Below are 25,177 nucleotides of genomic sequence, written 5' to 3'. Positions count from 1 at the left end.
GTTCGACGGGGCGCGAGGCGTCGCGGACGTTAAGCGGCAGCGGGCCGGCGCGCGATTCGACCCGACGTGCGGAACTTGCGTTCTGCAATGACTTGATTGAAAACTGCCCCTCCGCAGGCTGGAATTCGCTGTGCTGCCAGGCGGGGACGAGGGTAGCCGCTTCGTCGGCAGGGTCCCTTTTTCGCGTCGATCCGTCATGCCCGGCCGCAGGGGGATTGCGTTCTTGAACGGCAGCGGGCGCAACGTTCGCTAAGTCCCTTACGGCGCGGGCCGCCGTGGCCGGTTGTGCGCGTCATCTTCGGCACATTCCTACCCGCGCTCCGGTTTGACGGCGACCTAGCGTTTTGGTGACGTGGATGCGTTTATCCACGAAGCCATCCGGAGCGCAAACGATATCCCACCACGCGCTCCTCATTCGCAAGGAGACTGATCGATGACCACCGTCACCAAGATGAATCCGGTCGAGGCGTTCCTGAAGAAGGTTCGTGAGGACGGTCAGATCCGCAGCCAGATCGAGATGCTCAAGAACCAGGACAAGAAGCAAGCGCTTCAAGAGATCGTGCGCATTGCCAACAAGCTCAACTTCAAGTTCAACGCCAAGCAGTACGAAGAGTACGCCACGATGGTCTGCTCGCGCAAGGGCAACAGCCAGATTTCGGACCTCGAGCTGATCCAGGTCGCCTGCGGCAGCTGCTAGTCGCTTCGATCGATCAACGCGACCCAGAAGCGCGATGGCCGCCGGCCGACCACGACGCGTGGCAGCCGGCGGCCGCGTTTTTTCTACCTGGTGATTACGAGCCATCCGACGTCGACGGCACGATCAAGTAATCGCTCGTCGACGCATTGTCGTCACTCGTGGCAAAACTCGCGACCGTCAATGGTTCGGAGAGTGACGCCAGTTCGTTGCGCGTAACGACTCCGATCGGCCGGGTTCCGTCCGTAATAAGCGCCAGCCCGCGGGCGTCCTGGCTGAAGAAGCTGACCAGCTCGGCAAAGGTGGTCTGCTCGGCGAAACGGACGGGATCGGCATCCATTACGTTTCGTACGAGTTGCTTCGTGTGGTGACCGTCGCTGTTTCGCGACTGCAGTTCCTCGACAAACAGCAGGCCGGCCAGGTTTCCCTCGTCGTCGACGACCGGCAGCGCCGGTTGTGCCGTCCGCTCGAAGATTGCTGCCGCGTGCTCGAGCGAATCGTGTGGCTTCAGCGTGATCGACAGGGGAACCATGACGTCGCGCGCCACGGTGCGATCGAACAACTTGCCCGGTGCCCCGAGGTTGGTCCAGGCGTTCGCCTCATCATCCAGGGAGCTGCGCAGTACGACGCAGTTCCGCCCGGCGCGCTTGGCGGCACCAAGCGCCTCGGTCGCGCTGGCCAGTAGAGTATCCGCCTGGCAGTCGCCCGGTTCGCCCGTTGCAACGCCGAAGCTGGCCGTGATCGTTTCCACGGCCGTGCCGAGCGAAAATTGCGTTTCTTCGAGCGCCGCGCGAAACTGCTCCGCCCAATGTCCGGCGTCCGCTTCATTCCGATTCGGCAGCAGCACGCAAAACTGATCATCGCCGCGCGCGGCAGCCAGTTCGTTTGGCCGGCACGTTTTCGTCAGCAGCCGCGCGACGCCACGCAACGCCTCGTCAGCCTGCGGATGCCCGTACGTGTAATTCAGGCGATTGAAAAAATCCAAGTCGAAGGCCACGCACGCGACCGGCCCGCCCCGATCGGGCCTGGCGAGCGCGGCCGACAGCGCGTGACGGAAAGCGTTTTCGTTCGGCAGCCCCAAGAGCGCGTCGGTGCCGAAATAAACCTGCACACGGCGCTCGTACTCCAACCCCCGCGCGGCAGCCCGCAGCCGTGACAACAATTCGCCGAAGACCACCGGCTTGGCCAGAAAATCGTCAACGCCGAGCTTTAGCGCCTCGATCATATCTTCCAAAGGCGCGCCGTCGGGCACCAAGAGCAGCGTAAACACGTGGCTGCGCAGCCCACCGCCGCACACGGCACGACAAAGCTCGCGACCACCTTGATCCAATAGATCGGCATCAAGAATCAGAATATCTGGTCGTTCACTCGCCGCGGCCGCCGCGGCCTGGCGGGGGTCGGTCACCTGGAGCGCCGAAAGCCCCAACAAATCGAATAGTTTTGACAGCGATCCGAGCAACGATTTGTCGGGTGCGACGAGCAGGACCTTCAGTGGTTTCGGTGTCATGGCTGGCCATGTCATGGATGTGGGTGCTGGCCGTGCACCGGCAGTGACGGCTAGCAATTCCTAGAAAGAGTCTCGGGTATCGCAACTCTATCTCGTGCCGGCCGGTAAAGGCGGATCGCGGCCCCTGATCGATTTGGCGCGCGGCGCGACTTGGGTACGGCCGCAACGATGGCAGCGGCCGTAGCGGCCTGGGCCACGCGCGAAACGCACAATTGCTTCAGCATGATAGCGCCACGTAGGCATACGCGTCGTTCTACCCGCCTTCACCCGACAGACGGGCAGTCTGGTGAAACGTCCGGAATCTGCAAAAAGTGCGTCGCCGCGCGGACGCTTGCACGAGCCCTTAATGCTAGAGTTGAAAGGCAAGTCTGCGGGTTCCCTTTCGACATATCGCGGCTTTTCAGCATAGAGCTTCCCGACCATGACGCTTCGCGCAGCCTGCGTGGCGCGCGCCAGCGGATTTCATTAAGCACTTCAAACCAAGACACGACAGAGCGAACTCGGCATTCGGACGCACCGAACATGCAAACGCAATTAATGGAAAAGCGCGTCGTCGGAGTCCCCTGGCTGGAACGGCTACGCGAGGGGGCCGATGCGCTGCAGCATCCCCTGCACTCCTTCCCCTTCTCGATCGGGCGTGTCGAATCAGCCGATTTGCAAATTGACGACAGCCGCGTTTCGCGCGAGCACGCCGTCATCCTGCGCGAAGGAAAAACGTATCGCGTTCGCGACCTGCACAGCACCAATGGCACGCTGCTGAACGGCCAAAGGATTCAAGACGCCGAACTCGCCGACGGAGACATCCTGGTCATCGCCGGCGTCGAATTCACCTTTTACGCCGAGCGCTCCGGCCGGTCGTATTCCATGGCCACGGAAGTGGCCGAGGTTGGTAACACGACCAGCGACGCGGCCCAAGGCCGCGACCTGGTTCGCGCGATCCGCCGCTTGCAGCAGTCACTGACGCAACGAAGCGTCGATGTTCATTTCCGGCCAGTGATTGATCTGGGATCGCATCGCATCTTCGGCCATGAGGCGCTCCGTTCTTCCACCGAGCAGCCGGCGATCCCCTGTGAACAATTGGTGCTGGCCTCGGCGCCGCGCGTGGCCGGACATTTGTACCAACTGGCGCGGCTGATCGCCGTCGAAGAATCGACCCGGCACGGCCTGGGCGACAACCTGTTCTTGCCGGTAGAAGCGGCCGAAATTGGCAGCGATGCCTTATTCGACTCGTTAACCTTGCTCACCAGGCTCCTGCCCGCAGGTCACCGTCTGGTCATTTCGATCCCCGAGACCGTGGTCTGCGACATCCCTTATTTTCAGACGTTACGGCTGGGGCTGCGCGAACTAGGCATCCGCACGGCGTACCAGGGCTTCGCAGGGACGCACGCGCAAGTCTCGGAAAAGAAAAGCGTGCCCCCCGATTTCCTCGTGCTCGCTTCGTCGTTGACAACCGGCATTCATCGCCAACCCGAACGGCAGCGGCAAATTCAATCGATCGTACGTGCGTGCCACGACCTGGGCAGCATGGCCATCGCCACCGGCTTGCAGACCGAGGAAGAATCGCGCACCTGCCACGATCTGGGCATCGCGTACGGCGAAGGTAACCTGTTCGGCAAACCCGGCCAGGCCGCGAGCGTGGCAGATCGTTCTGTCGAGCACACCTTGGAAGCGTCGTTACGCAGGTGAACCGTGGCAACGTCAGCGACTCGCACCCGCGAACCGATACTCGGCTACGAAGTAACCGAACGTATCGGCGCCGGCGGCTACGGCGAAGTGTGGAAGGCCACGGCGCCCGGCGGCCTCACCAAGGCCATCAAGTTCGTCTATGGATATCTCGACGACGAACGCGCGCGGCGCGAGCTGAAAGCCCTGTCGCGCGTCAAGCTCGTGCGGCATCCCTTCCTGCTCTCGCTCGAACGCATCGAAGTCGTCGACGGCCAGTTGGTCATCGTTACCGAGCTGGCCGACATGAGCCTCAAGGACCGGCACGACCAGTGCAAGGCCGCCGGCATGGTCGGCATTCCCCGCGACGAGTTACTGGGCTATTTGCGCGACGCCGCCGATGCGCTCGACTACATGCGCGACAAGTATTCGCTGCAGCATCTCGACGTTAAGCCCGAGAATCTGCTGCTGGTTGCGGGTCACGTCAAGGTCGCGGATTTCGGGCTCGTCAAAGACATCGACGATACCCGGGCTTCGATGATGGGTGGCCTGACGCCGATTTACGCTTCGCCTGAGGTGTTCGACGATCGCCCCAGCCAGTGCAGCGATCAATACAGCCTGGCGATCGTCTACCAGGAGATGCTCACCGACACGCTGCCGTTCCCGGGCAAGACCACGGCCCAACTGGCAGCGCAGCATCTGCAAAGCCGACCGCGTCTGACCGCGCTGCCGCCCGACGACAAGCCCATTATCGATCGCGCCCTTTCCAAAGACCCGGCCGCGCGCTTCGGCACGGCCCGGGCCATGGTCGACGCATTGACAACGGCGGGCCGATCTCCTGCCGAAGCCAAGCCGGCCGGAACCGTCGGCGGCGAGACGACGCCGCTGGCCATCGGCGACACCCATCAAGCGCGCCCGGCCGCCCCAGTGGGCCCGTTGCCCGAGACCTCGACGCAAATGCTCGACGGTGGAACGGCGCGCCAAGAAATACCTTCCTCCGAGGAGGTAACTTCGGCGACCTGCGTCAGCGCCTCGGACAAAGGCGTCCCGGAAGAATTGATCGACTCCGGGGCCGCCACGGCCTTGAATGGCCACGCCGCGAAGTCGTTGGAAAAGCCGCTGGCGCCGGCTCCCGCCAAAGAGTCCGGCGTCGCCGCGCCGCATCGCCGTCCACGGGCCAAGCCGGTCGTCCACGACTTGCCTCCGCTTAATGCGTCGCTCGAGGCTGCCTTTCGGCCGCTCTTGATGGTGGGAGTGGGAGGGACCGCGCGGCTCGTCGTGAATCAACTCGAACGCCGGTTGGCGGATCGCTTCGGTGATTTGCAAAAGCTGCCGGCATTGAAAATGCTGGCCTTCGATACCGATCCGAGCGACGTCGCCGCCGATGCCGCGCCCGAGCGGACACGAAGTGTCGGCGAGTTTCTGGCGATGCCGCTGCGCAAGCCGGAAGATTATCGGCACGGCTCGACCAAGTTTTTAGCGTGGATGAGCCGCCGCTGGCTGTACAACATTCCCCGTTCGCTCGAGACCGAAGGGTTACGGCCGCTGGGCCGGCTCGCCATGGTGGACCATGCCGAGCCACTGGTCGAGCAGTTGACTGCGGCACTCGACGCCATCACTGCGGCGGCAGCGATCGAGGCTAGCGCCGGGCAGACTGGCTTGCCTGCCGGCAACAACGCTCCGCGCCTCATGCTCGTCGCGTCGATCTGCGGCGGCACCGGCGGTGGCATGGCGCTCGACGTCGCTTACCTGCTCCGCCGACTGCTGCGCGATCGTGGCCTGCCGGACGATTGCCTGAGCGTGCTGCTATTGCACTGGTCGAGACGCAATGCGTCGGCCCACGAGCTGGCCGTGGCTAACACCTTTGGCGTGCTTAGCGAGCTCGCGCACTTTTGCGAGCACGGCTACCCTGGCGAACCATCGCTAGGGCTGCCGCCGAGCAGCCCTAGCGACGCGCGCCTGCCGGGCATGTACTTGGTCAATCTCGGCGACGAGTTGGGAGAGCACGACCTGCCAGGCGTTGCTCGCTCGGTGGCCGATTATCTGTTTCTCAGCTCCACGGCCGTGGCAGGTTCATGGCTGGACGCCGCGCGCCGCGAGTCGTCGGATCCTGCGGCCGACGGGCGAGCGGCAGAACCGGCGCTCCGCACTTTTGGAGTCTGCCGCCTGGGGGCGGGAGATGAAGTCGTGGCCACAGCCGCCGACGACGCATGCGGTGCGCTCCTTGCTCTGTGGTGCGGCACTGCACCGGACGGCCGTGACAGGCAGGCTGCGGCGTCCGGGCATTCCGCACACCCGGCGATCGGTACCTCATCCAGTGCCGAAACCGACCGGCTGACAAGTGAGCGCATCGCGCTTTTGGGCTTGTCGCTCGATCATGTCACCGAACAGCTCGAACAAGCAGCCGCCTCAGGCCTTGGCGGCGACGTCGACGCGTTCCTGCAGGAATTAACAACTCAAGCAGCTGCAGTCCCGTTGAAATCGCCGGCGACGGGCGGCTTCGATGACGAAATGCATCCGCAACTGGCGGCGCTCGACCGTGTTCTGGGCCTTCCCGCTTCAGGAGCCGACCCAACCGTACTGGTTACCGCGCTCGAAACGCACATGCGCGAAACAAGCCGGCAGCACGGGGCGGCGCTGCGAGCGTGGGTCGTCGAGTTGACGAACAATCATCGCGTGCGGCTGGCCGGAGCTGCCCGCGCGATGGAAGAAATCTCGCGGCACGTGCGCGAGCTTCGAGACACGGCGCAAAAAGTACGCGCCAAGACAGGCGACGAGTTGCGCTCGGCAGCCGGGGCGGTGATCGGTGGCAAGTCGCGATCGCGGCTGTGGCCCGCGCGGGGCAGCGCCCAAGCCTCGCCGGCCGAGCAACAGTCGCGCCTGCTGCATTACGCCAGTCTGAAATTCATGGATACGGTATTCGCCTCGGCGGTCAAATACGCGCAGATGTTGACTTGGGAATTGTCGACGATCGCCGAGCAATTGTCCGAGACGCGCCGCGAATTGTCGCGGCTGGCCACACTGTTTGCGCATGATGATGCGAGGCGTCGCGAGGCACACGCGTCCGGGGCGGCGGCGGTTGATGCGGCGTTGCGAGAGATTGCCCAGCAGCGCCTGCCAGAAATCGTCGCCCAGTTGGACGAGGAATTCGAGCGCGAACTGATCGCTCCACGGGGCGGATTGTCCGCCGCGCTCGCCGGCGGCAAGGATTTTCGCGAGCAGCTCATAGCCGCGTTACGAACACGTTCCCGCGCGGCGGTGTTGTCGGCCGTACGTTCAGCCACCGTGGCACGTGGAGCGCTTGAGGAGAATGAATCGCCGGGTTCGGAGGACGAGCTCTTGCGATCCTGCCTGGCCGAGGCCATGCCAGAGCTGGCCATGTGCGGCGGCAATCGCCGGCTTCTCGTGCTGACCAATCGGCCGGAAGATGTCGCGGCACTCGCCGAAGGGGTAACGAGGATTGCCGGCCATGCCCCGTCGGTGGTCGTCGACAGTGCCAATGACCCGGCCTTGTGCTACGAAGTGGCCGGCTTGCCTCTGTGGGAGGTCGCGGCTTCGCTCGTCGATGGGCAGCCGCACTGCGCGGCGCTTGCTTCGCGGCTGCACACGCGCTGCGATATCGAATGGACGCCACTCGCGCTGCCCGAGTGATGCAGAGCCTTTAGGGCATGATTGCGCTCCTGTAGGCAGCGTTTTTCCGCGCGCCCGCTCGGCGATTCTAACGGCTTTCTGCCGGCGGATTTGCTGGCCGCGATCCCCTTTCGGCGCGCTTCTTTTTGGGCCTCCTCAGGAGAAATTCACCTTGACAAAATACGATACAAATGTACAGTATCGCTAGCACGAGTAATGCGATGAAAGACAAGAACTTATCGCCCCCCCGCCGACAGATTGTGGCCCAGTTGCAGGAGAGCCTGGAGCGGTTCTCTCGGGCCCGGCGCGGGACGGGGGCATCGGTTTCGACCGGCTGTGCCGAGATGGACCGCTCGCTGCCGCGGGGTGGATTGAGTCGGGGGGCACTCGTCGAGTGGTTGTCGCCGGGGGTCGGTAGCGGCGCCGGCAGCCTGGCGCTGTCGGCGGCGCGCGAGGCGTGTCGCGATGGCGGGCCGGTCGTGGTCATCGATCGCACAAAAAGCTTTTACCCTCCGGCCGCCGCGCGCGCCGGGCTCGATCTGGCACGGCTGATCGTGGTCCGGCCCGAGAACGCGGCCGACGAGCAATGGGCTTTGGATCAATCGTTGCGATCGCCGGGCGTGGCCGCCGTGTGGTGCCGTTTAGAAAAGTGTCCGCCACGACTGGGACGTCGTCTGCAGCTGGCGGCCGAGGCGGGAGGAAACCTGGGCTTATTGATTCGACCGGCCGCCGCCCGCGGTGATCCTTCCTGGGCCGAGGCGCGTTTTCTGGTCACGCCTTTGGTTGCGACGGCAGGACGGCGATTGCGCGTAGAGCTATTGCGCTTGCGTGGTAATGCAGGGGGACGGACTTGGGATCTGGAACTCGATGATGAAACGGGTATTGTGCGTCTGGCTCCCGCAGTGGCCGCTACAGCAGTGGTGCGCCACGCAGCCCGAGGGTAAGAATCGTCCTGGTGACGTCTTGCGCGATGCCGGTGGCGCGACTGTGGCGCTTTACGACAGGACGTCGCGCGGCGCGCTTGCCATTGCTTATTGCTCGCCGGCTGCGCAAGCGCGCTCGATCCGGCCCGGCATGCCGCTGGCCGAAGCTACGGCGGTGGCCGCGGATCGGGCGCGGCCAGCTGCCTGCTGTTACCAGCGTTACGATTCTCTGTCCTCGCGCAATGCGCTCGTGGCCCTGGCCACCTGGTGCGAACGTTTCAGCCCCGTCGTGGGACTGGAAGAGACGGCACATCCGGAAAGTTTGTTTTTGGACGTGACCGGGCTGGGGCCATCGTTTGGCGGCGAGCCGGCGCTTGTCGAGCGCGTGGCGCGCGAGCTGCGCGCGCAAGGCTGGCAAATCCGCCTGGCACTGGCCGATACTCTCGGCGCCGCCTGGGCTGCGGCCCATTACGCCGAGGCGGCGGGGACTCGCGCCGGCATGATCATCGCACCGGGAGAGTCTCTGTCGGCCGTGGCCGACTTGCCGACTGCGGCCCTGCGCTTGTCGGCGGAAGAAGTTCGCTTGCTTGCCGACCTGGGACTCGTGCAAATCGGGCAATTAGACAAGCTGCCGCGTCCTTCGCTGGCGACCCGTTTCGGTCCAGAACTTTTGCGGCGCTGGGATCAACTGACCGGCGCAGCCGAGGAAGTGATCCGCGCCGAAACGATTTCCGCGGCGCTCGAAGCCACCTGGCCGTTTGAGCAGCCGGTGGCGCAGGCCGGCGCGATCGAAGCGGTCATCGAACGATTATTGGAACGATTGACCGGCATGCTTTTACGCGAGGAGCGCGGCGTCTTACGGCTGGAATGCGAGCTGTTGGCAAGTAGTCGGCAGCAGGCAGTGGGCAGAGGGCAGAAGAATGTTGCAGGGGCAGACACGCGCATGCGCGTGCCGATCTCGGTGGGATTAATGCGCCCTAGCGCCGCGCCGCGCTATTTGTTCGAGTTGCTGCGCATGCAGCTCGATCGGCTGCGCTTGACCGAGCCAGTGGCGGGAATCCGCATCGCTGTGACGAAGACCGAACTACTGGAATGCCATCAGGGAGAATTATTCGAGATCTCAGCCGGCCGCGATGATCCGCGCGCGCTGGCCATGCTCGTCGATCGGCTGAGCAGCCGCTTGGGGCGGCAATGCGTCTTGCATGCGCAATTGTCGAGCGATCCGCAGCCGGAAGAGGCCTGCCGCTACCAGCCGCTCGTGGGAAATGAACCCTCGCGACGATTCGATCGTCGCATGCCCGGGCGGCGCGGAGCCGGGCGACATACGGACCGGCGTTCGCCGCGTGGCAAGAACAAAGAGCAGGTGCACGAAGAGCGGCACTTCAAATGGTCGCAGCGGCCGCTGCGTTTGGCCCCCGCTCCGATTCCGCTCACCGTGGTCGCCGTGGTGCCGGATGGGCCACTCCTCTGGTTCACGCTGGGGCATGAGCGCCGCCACGTGGCGCGCAGTTGGGGACCGGAACGGATCGAAACCGGCTGGTGGCGCGGCCGCGGCGTGCGGCGTGATTACTACCGTGTAGAAACCACCGACGGCCACCGCCACTGGCTCTTCCGCCGTCGCAGCGACGGCCAATGGTTCTGGCACGGAGACTTCGACTAACGAGAAAAACGTATTTCACCACGGAGACACGGAGGCACGGAGAAGACAAAAGACCGAAGAGTGTGAGGGTTGTCATGTTGAAACACGAACAGATCACTACCGAAATCATTGGGGCTGCTATTGAAGTGCATAAGATCCTAGGGCCAGGTTTGTTGGAATCGGCTTATGAAGAATGCCTATGCCACGAGCTGTCGCTGCGCCACATCGCTCTAAAACGACAGGTTCCTCTACTCGTACAGTACAAGGATGCGGCACTCGACTGCGGCTATCGGTTAGACATCGTCGTCGCCGATGCGGTCGTTCTCGAGTTGAAATGTGTCGAAGCCTTACTACCCATCCACGAAGCGCAACTGCTGACATACCTAAAGCTCAGCACCAAGCCGGTTGGTTTGCTGATCAATTTCAACGTGCCTGTTCTCAAAGACGGCATCCGGCGACGTGTCCTATAGGAACATTCACCACAGAGACAGAGAGACACAGAAAAGGGGAAACGATAAATGCAAATAATGAATAGGAAGACGCACAATTTTTCCATTCCTCACTCTGCATTCCGACTTTCCATTTCTTCTCTGTGTCTCCGTGTCTCCGTGGTGAAATATTTTTCATGAAACGTGCAGCATGCCCGATCCTCCTCCGGCAAAACGTGAAATCCGACTTGTCGCGCACGCGAATGGCGCGCCGCCGGCGGTGCGTTATGCCGAGCTGCATGCGAAGACAAACTTTTCATTTCTCACCGGCGCGTCCCACCCTGACGAACTCGTAGCCCGGGCCGCCGAGCTGGGGTATGCGGCGCTGGCCGTTACCGATCGCGAAAGCCTGGCCGGCGTGGTGCGGGCTCATGCCGCGGCCAAGGCCGTGGACCTGAAGCTGCTCATCGGCGCCGAAATTCATCCTCTCGACGCGCTCCCGGTGGTGCTCCTGGCCATCGATCGTTTGGGCTATGCGAACCTATCGCGCATGCTCACCCTGGGCCGGCGGCGCGCGCCGAAAGGAGAGTGCGAACTACGCCTAACGGATCTGGCCGAGCATGCCGACGGCCTGCTTGCGCTTGTTTGCTTGCGACCATCTCCCGCGACTGCGTTTTCCAGCAAGAAACCGGTCGGCGAGCATAACGCAGTGCTGCCGATGCGGGCTGAGATGGCCACTTCGCCTTCTCTTCACACTTCTCTGAGAGAGAAAAACGCGGAGATACCGGTCGCTGATTCCCTGACCCGCTATCGCGAAGTCTTCGGCGATCGGGCTTACGCGTTGGCTGAGTTGCATCGCGGACCGGACGATTCTCAATCGCTGGCTGAAATAGTAGCGCTCGCCGCTCGGGCGAGGTTACCGCTGGTGGCAGCCAACGACGTGCATTACCACGTGCCCGAGCGGCGCGTTTTGGCCGATGTTCTGGCAGCAACGCGGCAAGGAGTGACCGTGGCCGAGGCCGGCCCGCGCGGCTTTGCCAACGCCGAGCGGCACTTGAAATCGCCGGCGGAAATGGCGGAGTTATTCGTCGATTATCCCCAGGCGATCGCGCGCGCGGCCGAAATCGCCGATCGCTGCACGTTTTCGCTGGAAGAATTGCGTTACGAATATCCCGAAGAGCTTTGCCCGCCGGGTGTCACGGCGCAGGCGCATCTAACGCAATTGACCTGGCGCGGAGTCCGCGAGCGCTATCCGCAGGGGATTCCGCCGAAAGTGCGCGAGCTGGTCGAACACGAGCTGCATTTAATCGAGCAATTGCACTACGAGGCCTATTTTCTCACCGTGTGGGACCTGGTCCGTTACGCGCGCAGCCGCAACATCCTCTGCCAGGGACGCGGCTCGGCGGCTAATTCCGCCGTTTGCTATTGCCTGGGTGTGACCTCGGTCGATCCCGAGCAAATCGACGTGCTATTCGAACGCTTCGTCAGCGCCGAGCGCAACGAAGCGCCGGACATCGATATCGATTTCGAGCACGAGCGGCGCGAAGAAGTCCTGCAATACGTGTACGACAAATACGGTCGCGATCGGGCCGGTATGACCGCTGAGGTGATCACCTATCGGCTGCGCTCGGCCGTGCGCGACGTGGGAAAGGCGCTCGGGCTGTCGCTCGACCGGGTCGATGCGCTAGCCAAAACTATTGATGGCCGTGGGTACGAAGATCGCTGGCGCACCGGATTGCCGGAAGCAGGCATCGATCCGGCGAGCGCGCTCGGACAGCAACTGGCCACGCTGGTTGAAGAACTGGTCGGCTTTCCTCGCCACTTGTCCCAACACGTCGGCGGCATGGTGATGACGCGCGGGCCTTTGTGCGAAATGGTGCCGATCGAAAACGCCGCCATGCCCGGACGCACCGTCATTCAATGGGACAAGGACGACCTGGACGAGCTGGGCATCTTGAAAGTCGACTGCCTGGCGCTGGGCATGCTGACGGCCATTCACAAATGTTTCGACCTGGTCGAGCAGCATTACGGCCCGCAACTGACACTGGCCAACATCCCCCAGGCTGACGAGGCTGTGTATGAGATGATCTGCCGCGCCGACACGATGGGCGTGTTTCAGATCGAAAGCCGCGCGCAGATGAGCATGCTGCCACGGCTGCGCCCACGCGAGTTCTACGATCTGGTGATCGAAGTAGCGATCGTGCGCCCCGGTCCGATCCAGGGCAACATGGTGCATCCTTACTTGCGGCGCCGTGCGGGCCTGGAGCCCGTTGATTTCCCCAACGAAGAAATTCGCCAGGTGCTCGCCAAAACGATGGGCGTGCCGATCTTTCAAGAGCAGGCGATGCGGCTGGCCGTGGTTGCGGCCGGCTTCACGCCAGGCGAGGCCGATCAGCTGCGCCGCGCCATGGGAGCCTGGCGCAAGACCGGCGTCATCGAGAAATTCCGTCAACGGTTAATCTCGGGCATGCTCTCGCGCGGACTGTCGCTGGAATTTGCCGAAAGCGTATTCCACCAGATCAGCGGATTCGGCGAATACGGTTTTCCCGAATCGCATTCGGCCAGCTTCGCGCTGCTGGTGTACGTCTCGTCATGGTTGAAGTACTACTACCCAGCCGCGTTCGCCGCGGCGCTGGTCAATAGCCAGCCCATGGGTTTTTACGCGCCGGCTCAGCTCGTACGCGACGCGCGCGAGCATGGTGTAACCGTTCTGCCGGCGGACGTGAATCTGAGCGAATGGAATTGCACGCTGGAGGAATGCCCAGAGCGCGAGGTGGTGCGGGCAGAAAATCACTCTAGCGGCGTTCCACGAAACCCCTCTCCCCTGCGGGGAGAGGGCAGGGTGAGGGGCGAGCGTGCCGGCGCAATAAGCGATGGCACCGCCGGAAAAGGCAACTTCGCCTTGCGTCTCGGCCTGCGCCTACTGTCCGGTATGCCCGAGGGAGTTGTGGAAAGGATCGCCACGGCGCGGCGCGACGGACCGTTTCGTTCGCTCGACGACCTGGCGCGACGGGCGCGCTTGGGGCGTCCCCTCCTGGTGCGCTTGGTCAAAGCCGACGCAGTGCGATCGCTGGAGTTAGATCGGCGCGCAGGATTATGGCAGGCGCTGGCGGCCGGCGAGCAGGCGCGCGAGATGCCGCTCTTCGATCCTTTGCCCGATCCCGCCTCGCAAGAACCGGCCGTTCCACTGCCGGCACTCACGACGTACGAAGAAGTACTGGCCGACTATCAGACTGCGGGCTTGTCGCTGCGAGCGCATCCGATGTCGTTCTTTCGCGACAAGCTGGCGACGCTCGGCGTATTGCGCGCCAACGAACTGCCCACTGCGCGGCCGGGGCGGCAAGTACGCGTGGCCGGGCTGGTCCTCGTTCGGCAACGGCCCGGCACGGCCAGCGGCATCACGTTCGTCACCCTGGAAGACGAAACGGGCGTTGCCAACCTGGTGATTCGCCCCGACGTCTGGCAACGTTTTCGCCCAGCGGCAAAAAACGCCGTGGCGCTGCTTGCACAAGGAAAGCTGGAGCGGCAAGGCGAAGTGATCCACATCCTGGTGAATCGCCTGCTCGACGTGCGCGAGATCTCAGGGCAGATGAGCTCGCGGTCGCGCGATTTTCGCTGAAGCCATGCTTATCGCCTGCGGCGAAAAGCATGGCATGTCCGGATGCACCTACGCCCCATTATTCTGAACTGCTACCCTCACCCTGCCCTCTCCCTGCGAGGGAGAGGAGTTTCACAACGCCTGCGACAAGGCAAATGCACCAGTGGCCGCAGGCGCGACTACTCGCCTCCTTCGCGCCGGCCGGGTTGCGTGCCGATGTCGTAATGCATCTCTTTCAAGAAGGTCAGCAGGTCGGCCATCTCTTGCAGAGCGATCGTCTTCTCAAAACCCTCGGGCATGAGCGATTTCTCGCTGCTCGAGATTTCTTCGATCTCGTTTTTGAGGATCGTCTTTTCAACATTCTTATCACGTCGCAGCGTAATGCTGCTGGCCGTCTCGGCCGCGATCAATCCGGAATAGATGCCGCCATCGCGATCGATAATCGAATATTGGATGTACGCCGGCTGCACCTCGCGATTCGGATCGAGAATGTGCATCAACAGCTCCTCGGGCGTGCGATGCTTGGTCATGGCCAGATTAGGCCCGACGGCTTGCCCTTGTTTGCCCACCTGGTGGCAGGCCATGCACTCACGCTGATAAACCTTCTCGCCTGCCGCCACGGTGCCAGCCATTTGCAAGGTGGGCCGGTAGCGATCGTAGACTTCCTGGCGAGGACTATTGTCCGACTCGAAAAGTTTCTCGGCGCGTTTCTGTAATTCCTTGTCGCGCAGCGCCAACAGCATGTTGCGCTCCACCCGCGTCAGCTGATTGGCGGCGACATCGCCTTTTTCGATCGCCGTCAATAGCTCGCCCATCCAACTCGGATGCGCGAAGATCGCTTGCACGACCACGCTGCGCACCGGTGGCGTGTACTGCCGCCACGGCGCGATGAGAGCGGTGGCGACCTCAGGGCTGTCGAACGTCCCGAGCGTCTGCACCGCGGCCCGTTCGACGCCGTCGGCCTGATGCCGGACCAAAAGCGGCGCGAGCGCCGGCAGCGTCTGGTCCCACGGGCCACACGCCAACGCCTGAATCGCCTGCACGCGCACCGCCGGCGGGGCTTGTTCATCGCTGGCGGTGCGCGTTGCATCGGCAATCACACGGTCGATGAGCGCCGACGCCGGCGGCGAGAGGGACGGGCGCAGTTGCTGTAGCGACGTCTTGGCGCCGCGAAGCCCATCGCCCAGCCCCAATAGAATCGGCCGCACCGTGGCCAGATTCGCGGCCGCAGCGGAAGCGGCCACCGCATCCAGCAAATGGCGAGTCGCCGCATCGTGATCGTCATCCCGTCCAACGAAAAACGCCAACTGCCGCAGCAACGTCGCATCCGCAACTTCACCGCTCGACTGGGTCAACTCGCCGAGCAGTTGCTCGGCCCAGGTACGGCTGGAGCTGAGAATTGCCGTGCGCACCCAGCGATCGGCACCGTCGCGCCGGGAGATCGTCGCCAGACCACTGATCGCTTGCCGCCGCCCATCCTCGTTTCCACTCACCTCTCCGAGGGAGAATGCAACCTGAAAGCGGACGCGCGGCGATTCGTCGGCCGCCAACTGCGCCACGCGCGAAAGCAGCTCCGGCGAGGTCGACAAGCGCCGTTCGGCGAGTCGCACGGCGTGCTCCCGCACGCCAGACGATTCATCGGCCAGAGCGTGCAGCAGATCTGCGTCAGCTAGCGACTTCAATTGGTCGAGCGTGTAAAGCGCGTGCAATCGAGCCAGATCGAACGATGACTCGCTCAGTAGCTTGTGCAGCGGCTCAACCGCCGTCGGATCGGCGCGCTCCCGTAGCAGACGCTGGGCCGTGTCGCGCCACCAGCCGTTGCGATGCTCAAGAGTGGCCACCAGCTCGGCGCTGCCTGCCTCGTGCAATCGAGGCGGCGCCGGACGTTGAAAACCATCCGGCACCACGCGATAAATACGGCCTCGCCCCTGGCTGCGCAAATTGATCCGGTTCACGACGTCCCACGGCACGTGTACCGATTCGATTACCTCGCGCGCCATGTCCGTAAACCACGCACAGCCGTCAGGCCCGTTCAACGAATTGACGGGCCGGAACCAGATGTCGCGTGAGCGAACAAACTCGGTATCCTTGTCGGCGCGCACCGAACGGAATGTCACGCCGTCCGGTTCGAGCAGACGGCGATGCACAAGGTTCGTTTGTCCATCGCCCACGATTAAGTTACCGCGAAACTCCGGCGGATAGGCATCGCCGCGATAAATCATCAGGCCTGCTACGCCGTCGAGCACATGATGATTCAAGCCGGTCGAGTCTTCGCCACGCTCGCCCAACGCCAGCCGCCGCGTTGACCGGACAATGCGCCATCCTTCCAAGGGACTAATGCGGAAAATACGCACCGCGCCCGGTGTCAGGTCATTTACGGCATCGGGCACAGCCAACAAGGGATTGCGGGCCAGGTAACGATAGGGGAGCATCACTTCCATCGACGGATTGGCCTGATCGCACAAAAAGCGATTGCCCCAATCGTCGAAGGCATTGCCGAATTGTCCGCCACCGCTGACCAGTTCGAGCTTCTCGTTGCGCGGATCGAAGCAGAAATCGCGTCCACTAATGCCCACCGGATCGGACTCCGCGTCCCCGCCCGAGCGAATCTGGCCGCCGTTTTTGGACGTGCTGGCGTAAATCTTTCCGTCGAGCGCCCAGGTGAGGCAGTTCACCGAGCCTTGTTCGTTTTGCGTGCCGAAGCCGGAAAACACGATGCGCCGCTCGTCGGCCACACCGTCGCCGTCGGTATCCTTGAAGTAATAGACATTCGGCGCCGCGGCGACGTACACGCCTCCGTTCGAGCAGGCCACGCCCGTGGGCCATAGCAATTCATCGGCGTACACCGTGCTCTTGTCGTACACGCCGTCGCCATCAGTGTCTGTGAGCAAGCGCACTTTGCCCGTGGGCTTGTCACCTTCCTTGGGCCGGAACGGATAGTCGCGCATCTCGGCCACGAACAGGCGCCCTTGCTCGTCGAACGCCGCGGCCACGGGGTCGACCACCGCGGGCTCGTGCGCGGCCAGCTCCATGTGGAATCCCGGGAGAGTCTCGAATGACTTGAGCGCCTCGGCCGGCTCCTTCGGGGGAACAGGTTTTAGCAGCTCGTCCAGCTCAAGTTGCGGCAGGACACTCGTCGCCGGCAGGGCGACGGCCGATTTCCCATCGTGAGGGCGCGCCGCGCGCGGATGGGTGTGGTGTGGCGCTCGTCCTGCGCGACCCGCTACCAGCGCCAGAGCGGCAAGCAAACCAACGACGATCACGCGGGCCGACGCGCTCATGAAATCCTCGCTCGAAATGGAATCCTCGCCCTGCTGATTCTTCGTTTTCACATGATAAGCCGGCGAACCATGCGTCGAAAGTCTCACGCCATTCCGGCTTTGCACCGCGACCGCCGGCCCCTTACAGTCAAAGCTGGCGATCCGAGACGCACTCCCGCGGGCGACCACTCATGATCGAAGTCCGTCATCTGCGCAAGCAGTACGACAACAAGGTGGCCATTGCCAACCTGAACTTGTCGATCCCCGCGGGCGAAGTGTACGGGCTGATCGGCCCCAACGGTGCCGGCAAGACGACTCTGATTCGCATCCTGGCGACGCTGCTCGAGCCGACGTATGGCCAGGTAACGATCGCCGGCATCGACGTGCTCGAGCGACCGCTCGATGTGCATCCGCTGATCGGCTACATGTCGGACTTCTTCAGCCTGTACGACGACATGCTCGTGTGGGAGTATCTCGATCATTTCGCGGGCTGCTACCGCATCGAGCGCGCGCGGCGCAAACAACTCATCGCCGACGTGCTGGAACTGGTAAGCCTGGAGGTGCGGCGCGACGACAAGATCAAGGCCTTGTCGCGCGGCATGCGGCAGCGCCTCTGTTTCGCAAAGACGCTTTTGCACCAGCCGCAGGTGCTGCTGTTGGACGAGCCGGCCTCGGGCCTCGATCCCGCCGGTCGCATCGAGTTTCGCGAGATCCTCAAGAAGCTGCACGAGATGGGGCGCACGGTGCTGATCTCGAGTCACATCCTGACCGAGATGGCCGATTTCTGCACGTCGATCGGCATCTTCGAACAAGGCCAGTTGCTGGCCAGCGGCCGGGTCGACGACATACTGCGACAGCTCGAGTCGCGGATGCGCCTGGTGATCGAAGTCGCCGACGGACAGGCCGTACGACTGGCGACGCTGCTCGAAAACGAGCCGGCCGTCGAGGGAATCGAAGCAGCGGACGGGCAGGTGATCTGTGGGTGGGGCGCAACGCGCGATGAATTGCCCGGGCTGCACCGGCGGGTTGTCGAGCAAGGAATTCCTATCGTCTCCTTTCGGATCGAACGCGACGATCTGGAAGACATCTACATGCGTATCTCTCGGCACAAGACGAGTTGAGGTATAGCTCCCATGCGCTGTGATTATTGGAACGACCCATTGGTCGTAAGCGCGTTTCGCGTTCGTTTTCGCGGCGGCGCTCCCACGTTCCTTGCCGCCACGTACTTCATGGGGCTGGTGGCCTTGGGCGGAATTCTGCACCACTTCCTGGCCGATCAGCAGAATTATTCCTGGATCAGCATCTATTGTGTCGCCCTGTTCTCGATCGAAACGGTGTTAATGGGCCTGGGGGCGATGATGGCGACGCATCACTCGATGAACGCTGAAGTGACCAATCGCACGCTTGATTTTCAACGCATCGCTGCCGTGCCGCCGCGCGATATTCTGCTGGGCAAGCTCGTCGGCGAACCTGCCCAGGCTTACCTGATGGTCTTGGCCGGATTGCCTCTGCTCGTCTGGTGCTGGGGCATGGGAGCCGTCACGACAGGCGTTCTCGTCCCTCTGATCGTGCAGCTCGCCACGACCGCCTTCCTGATGGGCTCGATCGGATTGATTCACAACTACGACACTTCGGCCGACAAAACGAAGCAAGCCGGCCGGATGATCCGCAACGCCGCGATCGGCATGTTCACGATCTACGGACTGCAGATCACGATCGCGGCCCCGTTCTTAACCACCAATCCGCTCACGCAAATCCCGCTGGGCGCGTTGACGCCGATATTCGGGATCGCGGGATTGGCGCGCGGCGCGCCGACGGCCGATGGGTTGCCCCTGTTCGACTATCAGATTCCGTATCTGTACCTGACGCCGATTACGCAAATCGCGATCGGCGCCATTGTGCTGCATTCCTTGGCTCGGCGGATGATCAGCCCGGTGAATGTGGCGCTCAGCAAACCACTGACGTACGCAATTCTCGCGGTGATCGACGTAGCGGCGGCGGGTGTCGTCGGTGATCCTCGCGCGATGCTGCACACGCTCGACTCGACCGTGGCAGTTTTCTGCTTGATTCACGTGTCGGCCTCCCTGCTCATGATGCTGGCCATTACGCCGGGCCGCGAATGTCTCAGAAGCTGGGTCTGGCGGTTTCGGGGGAGGCAGTCACTTCCGCGCGATCTACTATTGGGCGAGCGATCGGAAAACGTCGCTGCGCTCGCGGCGTTCTGCGCGCTCGGACTGGCCGCGGCTATGTTTCTCGTGATCCTGCCCGGCGCTCAGCGTTTAGGTCTTACAGAAAGCCTTGCCACGCTGGTTAGCTCGCAAGCCGACAAGCTCGCGGCCATGTGCCTCCTGATGGTGAGCCTGGGAGTGTTCTACCAATGGCTCGTGTCACTCGGACCGGCGATGGCGATGTTTTTCGTGCTAACGATCCTGACGATCGTTGTCGGGCCCCATCTAGCCGGAGTGAATTTGCAATGGCCTGAGCTGACGGCGGTCAGCCCGTCGGCGCAATTCACGCATTGGATCGCGCACGATCCACCGCTCTTGCCGACCTGGCCCTTCTTCGCCAGCTACGGAGCCTTGTTACTGGCCTCGCGCTGGGCCTTGAACCGTCGGCTGCGATTGAGCATTCGTACGGTGGATGCCACGATCCATCGCATGCTGGCCGGCGAAACGGCGGCGCCTGCGTGAGTCCGAGCGCGACAACTCGCCTATGCTTCGCGGCGGACCATCCCCACGCTCCAGCCCAGATACCGTTCGGCGCCTTCGGGATCCTCGAACCGGAACGATCGAATCCATTGAATGTCGAAGAGCATGCCAAGCTCGGCACGAATTTCATGGTCGTGGACGCGCGGCGGCCCTTCGCCGTCCTCATTGGCATTGCCGGCCAGGAGCAGATACTTCGTGCCCGGCCGTGTCAGCCGTTCGACGCTGGCCATATAGCCGGCGAGATTCACGCGGCGCACGCAATGGTAACAACCGCGGTCAAAAACGAAATCGAAGGGAGGAACCATGGGCGCCGCGGCAACGTCGTCTACGAAAAAGTCGACGCGCACGGCCGCAGCCTGTGCGCGCTGACGAGCCCGATCGATGGCAATGGCGGACAAGTCAAGCGCGGTTACCTGGAATCGGCGTTCGGCCAGGTAAATCGCGTTCGTACCGGTTCCGCATCCTAGCTCAAGAGCGCGCCCCGGCGCCACGAAGCCCTCGTCCAATACGCGCATTAATTCGGGCGAGGGGCGCTGCGTGTCCCACGGGAGTTCGCCCGAGCGGTATCGTTCATCCCAATCGGCGGCAGAAACCGTAGGCGGACGCGTGGTTTCGCTCATGGCTTCGACTCCTCATAAGTAGGGTGAATCGCCCGCAGCGGCAGTGTCGCACTATTATATGCCTCTTGGCATACAAGAGCAGACTGTCCAGGTGCCGTGAGGCGAACGAGCAAGACGGATGCGGTTCCGAGGGCTGGTCATTGAACTGTTAGCGCGAATACACCGCCTTTTCGGGCCTCACTCTGGAACAATTATGCCGATCTCGGTTTGACCGTCGCCCTCCACGCCTTCACAATAGTCATATGCATCACCGCGATTCGAGCCATGGCGTGGAAGTCGCCAGCGACTACCGGCCCGATTTTCTGATCCGCTTGGGGATCATGCTGCCTTGCTCGGAGCAGGACGTCAAAGAGGCGTACCTGGCCAAAGTCAAGCATGCCCACCCTGACGCCGGGGGTAATCAAGAGGACTTCGTCGCGCTACAAACCGACTTCGAGCGCGCGCTGGAATACAGCAAGTTTCATTCCGGACGCAGCCGCTGGCTGGCCGACAGCATCGAGCGCTATATCCAGCAACAGCAGGTGGTGGCCGAGCTCGAAGAGCACGGCGCCCGGGTCACCCTCGAACACATCGAATGGCTGAAGCGCGAGGTGGGCGAAGACTTTGCCCAGGTGCTGGATACGATTGCTGGCATCCGTCTTTCGGGACCAACAGTCAACGACGCCGACATCGACTACCTGCTGACGCAGCGGTCGATGCTGGAAACGCTGCACTGGCTGGACCTGTCGCGATCGAAAATCACGAACCAGGGCGTGCTCAAGCTCGCGGCCTTTGCGAACCTGAGAAAAATCGATCTGCGCGGCACGCGCGTCGGAACCGCCGTGCTCACGCTCGTCGAGTCGCTGCCTAAGTTGGAGTGGATCGGACTCACCGGCAGCGGTCTTGGATGGTTCGGGCGGTTTCGCTTGCGGCGTCGCCGGCCGGAGCTGCAAATCGGTTGATCGGATGCGCGGTGCCTTAGCGCACAGCGTTTGTTAGGCGGCGTCTTCCAGCTTGGTGAGCATCTCGATGGCGAGCCGGGCGTTAGCAATGCCGCCGATCTCGTCGACGAACTCGCGCACGGCCAACATTTCGTCGACACCCAAGTCGAAGTCCGCGGCGTTGATGGCAGCTTCGATTTCGGCGGGGGTCAAATCCTGAACGCGGATGAAACGGCTCATAGCTGGGTCCTTCCTTGGCTCCAGGGGGAATTGCGAGCTTACATTGAGGAATCGGAATCGTGCGGCCTGCGAATTGAGCCATTCGTCCGAAGTCTGGGAGTCATTACCGATTAGGTAAATCCCGACAGCGCATCGCTACCAGTGCCGGCTTTGTTGCGCTATACATGGCCGCACCGCTGTCGCGATCGCTCGCGCGTTACCACCGGCAACGGACCTACTGCGCTACGATAACTAACCTGTGACGTCATCATCCGGCAGCCACCATCGTCCGCGCAGCCACCGCTCAACAGGCGACCTCTAATTCCCAGTACACAGGACTCTCGGCAATGACGATGCCGGCAGCGCGCTGACCCGCCGTGGATACGGACAAGCCATACTGGGCCAGCACCTCAGGCAGCACATCGCCAAGTCGGTGCAGGCGATCGATCCCGTCGACGCGGGCGACGTAATCGCATTCTTCAGACCGTCGATCGACGCTAGCCATGTCTTTCCTCCTAACGGACCTGAACCTCAAAAGCGATTTTACCGATTAGTGTACACATGTCAACTTTCAGCCGACCGGCCGTAAGCGCTCGTGATTTCCGACGACATGCCGCCGAGCAAGGCCCCGTCGAGGTCCCCGCCCGCCATCCATGTAGGCAAGATCGGGAAAATGGGGAAAAGGATTGGCACGCCAAGCTTGCGCGAACCAGGGGGCGGCTTGTGCGCCGATGCAAGTCTTGCGGTCTGAGCGATTCTGCCTGAGGAGCCCACTGCGGATGAACGGCGTCATTCCATTCGATCCGATCCACCACCTCGTCGTGCGGATCATGGGAGAGCTGGGCGAGTCGATTACCGATGAGTCCCAGATCACCAAGAGCGTGCTGGTGCGCGAAGGGCACTACTGCGGACGCGCCTTCCGGTGCGGCGATATTCGCGCGGTGTGGTTCGCCGACGCCAACGAACTGAAGTTCTACCGTGACCGCGGCCCGCTACTCCGCGCCGTGCGCCTGGACGGACAAATGGCGAGTTGCCGCGCTGCTGCCTAACCGCAAACGCGTCTCGAGATGCACCGACGCGCTAGCGTCTGGCTGCCGACGCCAGACCAGAAGCCACGAGCGGCGCAACTTCCGCCGCAGCGCGTTCGCCGGATTGAATCGCTCCGTCGAGATAGCCCAGCCACTCGTCGGCGGTTTCGGTTCCTGACCAGTGAATCCGCCCGCACGGCTGCCGCAGCGCATAGCCGAAGCTCGTCAGTGCTCCCGGCGCCGTCACGCCCACGTAGCAGCCGCGGCTCCAGGGATCGTCGTTCCAATTCTTCTCGGCGAAGCCGGACGGCTGGAGCGCCTGCGGGCCAAAAAAACGAGCTAGCTCGGCGAGTACCGCCGTGCGCCGCTCGTCGGGCGATCGCTCACCCCACACGCGCGCCACTTCGCCATCGCTGAAGGTAACGAGTGCCGGCTGCGCGCCGTCGTGCGACGAGTCGTCGAACGTGGTGACCGTGGGGCCCGTATCGCTAAAGGCCTCGCCCGAGAGTCCCGCTTCGCGCCAGAAGGCACGATCATAGGTCGCGATGTACTTAATGACCGAGCCCATCGGCATGCGGGCCGCGATCTGGTCGCGCGCAGCCGGCAGCGGCGACTCGTAGTGAATCCGCCCGGCCAAGAGCGGCGGCACCGCCACGATGACCCGCTGCGCGGTAAAGCTTCCGACGTCGCTGCGCACCACCACGCCACCGGCATTCTGTTCGATCGCTCGGACCGGCGCGCTCAGAACCACGTGCTGGCCAAGGCCCTTGGCCAGCTTCTGCGAGATTTGCTGCGCCCCGCCGACAAAGCGTTCTTGCTGCGCGCCGCCGCGAATCGAGATCAGGCTTTCCAACCCTTGGCCGGAGCGCAGATAGTTCAGGAAATACAAGAACGACAAATCGCGCGGCTCCGACGTGAACACCGCGCGCGTGACAATATCGAGAAACAGCCGTGCCCCGCCGGAACGCATGTTGCGCCGCTTCCAGGTTTCCAGGGTGATGCTGTCCCAATCGCGGGCGTGCGGTGCATCCCACGGGCGTTCGGCCGGAATCTCGCGCCCGAATTTCTCGAGGCGCTTGCTGGCCCATAACAGCTCGAGCTGCGCCAGGATCGAAAGTCGCGGCAGGTCGCCGTCGTAACGCTGTAGCTTGCCGGCCCAGGAAAGAAGCTTGGTGCCGGTGTCGTATTGCGGAAAGCGCTCGACGCCCAACTCGGCCGCGAGCGCCGCCAGCCGATGCTGCTTGGGCCCGATCCACTGGCCGCCGAGGTCGATTGTATCGCGACCGAGTTGTTGGCTAAGTGTTCGGCCACCGACGCGGTCGCGCGCTTCGAGGACGACACAGCGTAGACCGCGTTTCACCAGTTCTCGCGCGGCGCACAACCCGGCCAGGCCGGCGCCGACGACGATCACATCGTAATCGTCGTTCGAGCGACCGTTGTTAACGCTAGCGACCGCCACGTCGTTCGATCTCCTCAAGGATTATCGGTAATTCGTCACGGGGGCCTTCGTCGCACTGCGCCGTCGGCCGAGCACCAAGAACCCGATCACCCCCAATCCCGCCAAAACCATCGAACCAGGCTCGGGGATCACAAGGTTCTGTGGATTACTGAAATTGTAAAACGAGTACGGACTGTAAAAAGGGAAACCACCAAGCACGTTATACGTGCCGTTGCCGGTCGGGCCATTCGATACTCCGTCGCCAGCGAGTTCGATGTAGGTGCCCGAACCGGGCGCGCCTGGCAGCACGCCGGCGGCATTCGAATCGGTCCCGGGAAGCCAGATATTGCCTGTGGTCGCGATCTGGGCAATCGGCACCGTCAGCATCCCGTTGACGAATTGACTGGCGTCTAACGCATTCACGCCACTGGGCCCATACGTGCCCGAATAGATCATGTACTGACCCGTTCTGGCATTCGTTCCGCTTGTCGATCCCAAGGCATCAAGCCCCGTAGCACCCGCTTGCACGCCGGCGAGCCCATTGGGGGTCCATGTGTATGCGTTGGTGCCAACCCACGCAATGGGTCCAAGCTGCCAGGCCGGATCGGTCAGGTTTCCTACGTCGGCAGCGCCGTCGTTCACGCCCTGCAGGACGCCCGTCGGGCTGTTGTACCACCAACTGTCGGCGTAGAGGGCCTGTTGCTGGGGGCTCGACAGATCGCTTGGCAATGCCGGAACACCGTTATTACTCGCGACGTTATCGATGAATTTCGTCTGTATGTTTTGGACGTCGACCTGGTTCGAGGTGTTATTGACGCCGTTAATCGGCACGATGCCATTACCGGCGAACGTCAGGTTGTGTACGGACAAGACGGGATTCGTGCCCGCGCCGGCCAAGTCGGA

General features: G+C 62.8%; 18 protein-coding genes. 11 read left to right on the top strand and 7 right to left on the bottom strand.

The genetic code is table 11. The features are described from left to right. Positions 1-433 precede the first annotated feature (433 nt). Positions 434-697, top strand: a complete 264-nt coding sequence (locus tag VHD36_09350; protein ID HVU87516.1) for a Nif11-like leader peptide family natural product precursor — start codon at positions 434-436, stop codon at positions 695-697. 94 nt (positions 698-791) lie between these two features. Here the strand turns inward: VHD36_09350 and VHD36_09345 are convergent, their stop codons facing one another. Then, a complete protein-coding gene (locus VHD36_09345) occupies positions 792-2,201 on the bottom strand; it encodes a diguanylate cyclase (GenBank protein ID HVU87515.1) in 1,410 nt (469 codons plus the stop codon). 522 nt (positions 2,202-2,723) lie between these two features. Between VHD36_09345 and VHD36_09340 the strand changes: the two genes are divergently transcribed. The 6 genes from VHD36_09340 (at position 2,724) to VHD36_09315 (ending at position 14,102) form a co-directional block, all read left to right on the top strand. Beyond that, on the top strand, positions 2,724-3,887 hold the full coding sequence (locus VHD36_09340; GenBank protein ID HVU87514.1) for an EAL domain-containing protein: 1,164 nt from the start codon (positions 2,724-2,726) through the stop codon (positions 3,885-3,887). Between the two features lie 3 nt (positions 3,888-3,890). Continuing rightward, on the top strand, positions 3,891-7,514 hold the full coding sequence (locus VHD36_09335; protein ID HVU87513.1) for a tubulin-like doman-containing protein: 3,624 nt from the start codon (positions 3,891-3,893) through the stop codon (positions 7,512-7,514). A 200-nt stretch (positions 7,515-7,714) separates the two neighbouring features. Next, positions 7,715-8,437 (top strand): hypothetical protein, encoded by a 723-nt coding sequence (locus VHD36_09330; protein ID HVU87512.1) that lies wholly within the window; start codon positions 7,715-7,717, stop codon positions 8,435-8,437. Beyond that, positions 8,361-10,076 carry a DNA polymerase Y family protein gene (locus VHD36_09325; protein ID HVU87511.1) on the top strand — a complete coding sequence of 572 codons (1,716 nt, stop codon included), beginning with the start codon at positions 8,361-8,363 and terminating at the stop codon, positions 10,074-10,076. The genes VHD36_09330 and VHD36_09325 overlap by 77 nt, the downstream gene beginning before the upstream one ends. A gap of 74 nt (positions 10,077-10,150) precedes the next feature. Then, the gene (locus tag VHD36_09320) at positions 10,151-10,525 is read left to right on the top strand and encodes a GxxExxY protein (protein HVU87510.1); all 375 of its coding nucleotides are present in this window, start codon (positions 10,151-10,153) and stop codon (positions 10,523-10,525) included. A 169-nt stretch (positions 10,526-10,694) separates the two neighbouring features. Beyond that, positions 10,695-14,102 (top strand): error-prone DNA polymerase, encoded by a 3,408-nt coding sequence (locus tag VHD36_09315; protein ID HVU87509.1) that lies wholly within the window; start codon positions 10,695-10,697, stop codon positions 14,100-14,102. 158 nt (positions 14,103-14,260) lie between these two features. Here the strand turns inward: VHD36_09315 and VHD36_09310 are convergent, their stop codons facing one another. Then, the gene (locus VHD36_09310) at positions 14,261-17,413 is read right to left on the bottom strand and encodes a PVC-type heme-binding CxxCH protein (protein ID HVU87508.1); all 3,153 of its coding nucleotides are present in this window, start codon (positions 17,411-17,413) and stop codon (positions 14,261-14,263) included. Between the two features lie 119 nt (positions 17,414-17,532). Here VHD36_09310 and VHD36_09305 point away from each other — a divergent pair, with 119 nt between their 5' ends. Next, the gene (locus VHD36_09305) at positions 17,533-18,462 is read left to right on the top strand and encodes an ABC transporter ATP-binding protein (protein ID HVU87507.1); all 930 of its coding nucleotides are present in this window, start codon (positions 17,533-17,535) and stop codon (positions 18,460-18,462) included. A gap of 12 nt (positions 18,463-18,474) precedes the next feature. Beyond that, positions 18,475-20,031 (top strand): hypothetical protein, encoded by a 1,557-nt coding sequence (locus tag VHD36_09300; GenBank protein ID HVU87506.1) that lies wholly within the window; start codon positions 18,475-18,477, stop codon positions 20,029-20,031. Positions 20,032-20,051: 20 nt separating this feature from the next. Here the strand turns inward: VHD36_09300 and VHD36_09295 are convergent, their stop codons facing one another. After that, positions 20,052-20,669 carry a class I SAM-dependent methyltransferase gene (locus VHD36_09295; protein ID HVU87505.1) on the bottom strand — a complete coding sequence of 206 codons (618 nt, stop codon included), beginning with the start codon at positions 20,667-20,669 and terminating at the stop codon, positions 20,052-20,054. 242 nt (positions 20,670-20,911) lie between these two features. Between VHD36_09295 and VHD36_09290 the strand changes: the two genes are divergently transcribed. Further along, on the top strand, positions 20,912-21,610 hold the full coding sequence (locus VHD36_09290) for a hypothetical protein (GenBank protein HVU87504.1): 699 nt from the start codon (positions 20,912-20,914) through the stop codon (positions 21,608-21,610). A 33-nt stretch (positions 21,611-21,643) separates the two neighbouring features. Here VHD36_09290 and VHD36_09285 read toward each other — a convergent pair whose 3' ends face one another. Both VHD36_09285 and VHD36_09280 read right to left on the bottom strand, forming a co-directional pair. Continuing rightward, positions 21,644-21,829, bottom strand: a complete 186-nt coding sequence (locus VHD36_09285; GenBank protein ID HVU87503.1) for a hypothetical protein — start codon at positions 21,827-21,829, stop codon at positions 21,644-21,646. Between the two features lie 283 nt (positions 21,830-22,112). Beyond that, on the bottom strand, positions 22,113-22,313 hold the full coding sequence (locus tag VHD36_09280) for a hypothetical protein (protein HVU87502.1): 201 nt from the start codon (positions 22,311-22,313) through the stop codon (positions 22,113-22,115). 274 nt (positions 22,314-22,587) lie between these two features. Here VHD36_09280 and VHD36_09275 point away from each other — a divergent pair, with 274 nt between their 5' ends. Beyond that, positions 22,588-22,857 (top strand): hypothetical protein, encoded by a 270-nt coding sequence (locus VHD36_09275; GenBank protein ID HVU87501.1) that lies wholly within the window; start codon positions 22,588-22,590, stop codon positions 22,855-22,857. Between the two features lie 31 nt (positions 22,858-22,888). On the opposite strand, the gene VHD36_09270 is transcribed toward VHD36_09275, so the two are convergent. Further along, a complete protein-coding gene (locus VHD36_09270; GenBank protein HVU87500.1) occupies positions 22,889-24,295 on the bottom strand; it encodes a flavin monoamine oxidase family protein in 1,407 nt (468 codons plus the stop codon). 21 nt (positions 24,296-24,316) lie between these two features. Beyond that, positions 24,317-25,177 (bottom strand): PEP-CTERM sorting domain-containing protein (locus tag VHD36_09265; GenBank protein ID HVU87499.1); only part of this gene is annotated, 861 nt, incomplete at its 5' end.

Source organism: Pirellulales bacterium, from assembly GCA_035546535.1.
Taxonomy (GTDB): Bacteria; Planctomycetota; Planctomycetia; order Pirellulales; family JACPPG01; genus JACPPG01.
Note: the sequence above shows the minus strand (reverse complement) of the source record. Positions and strands in the feature narration are given on the sequence as shown.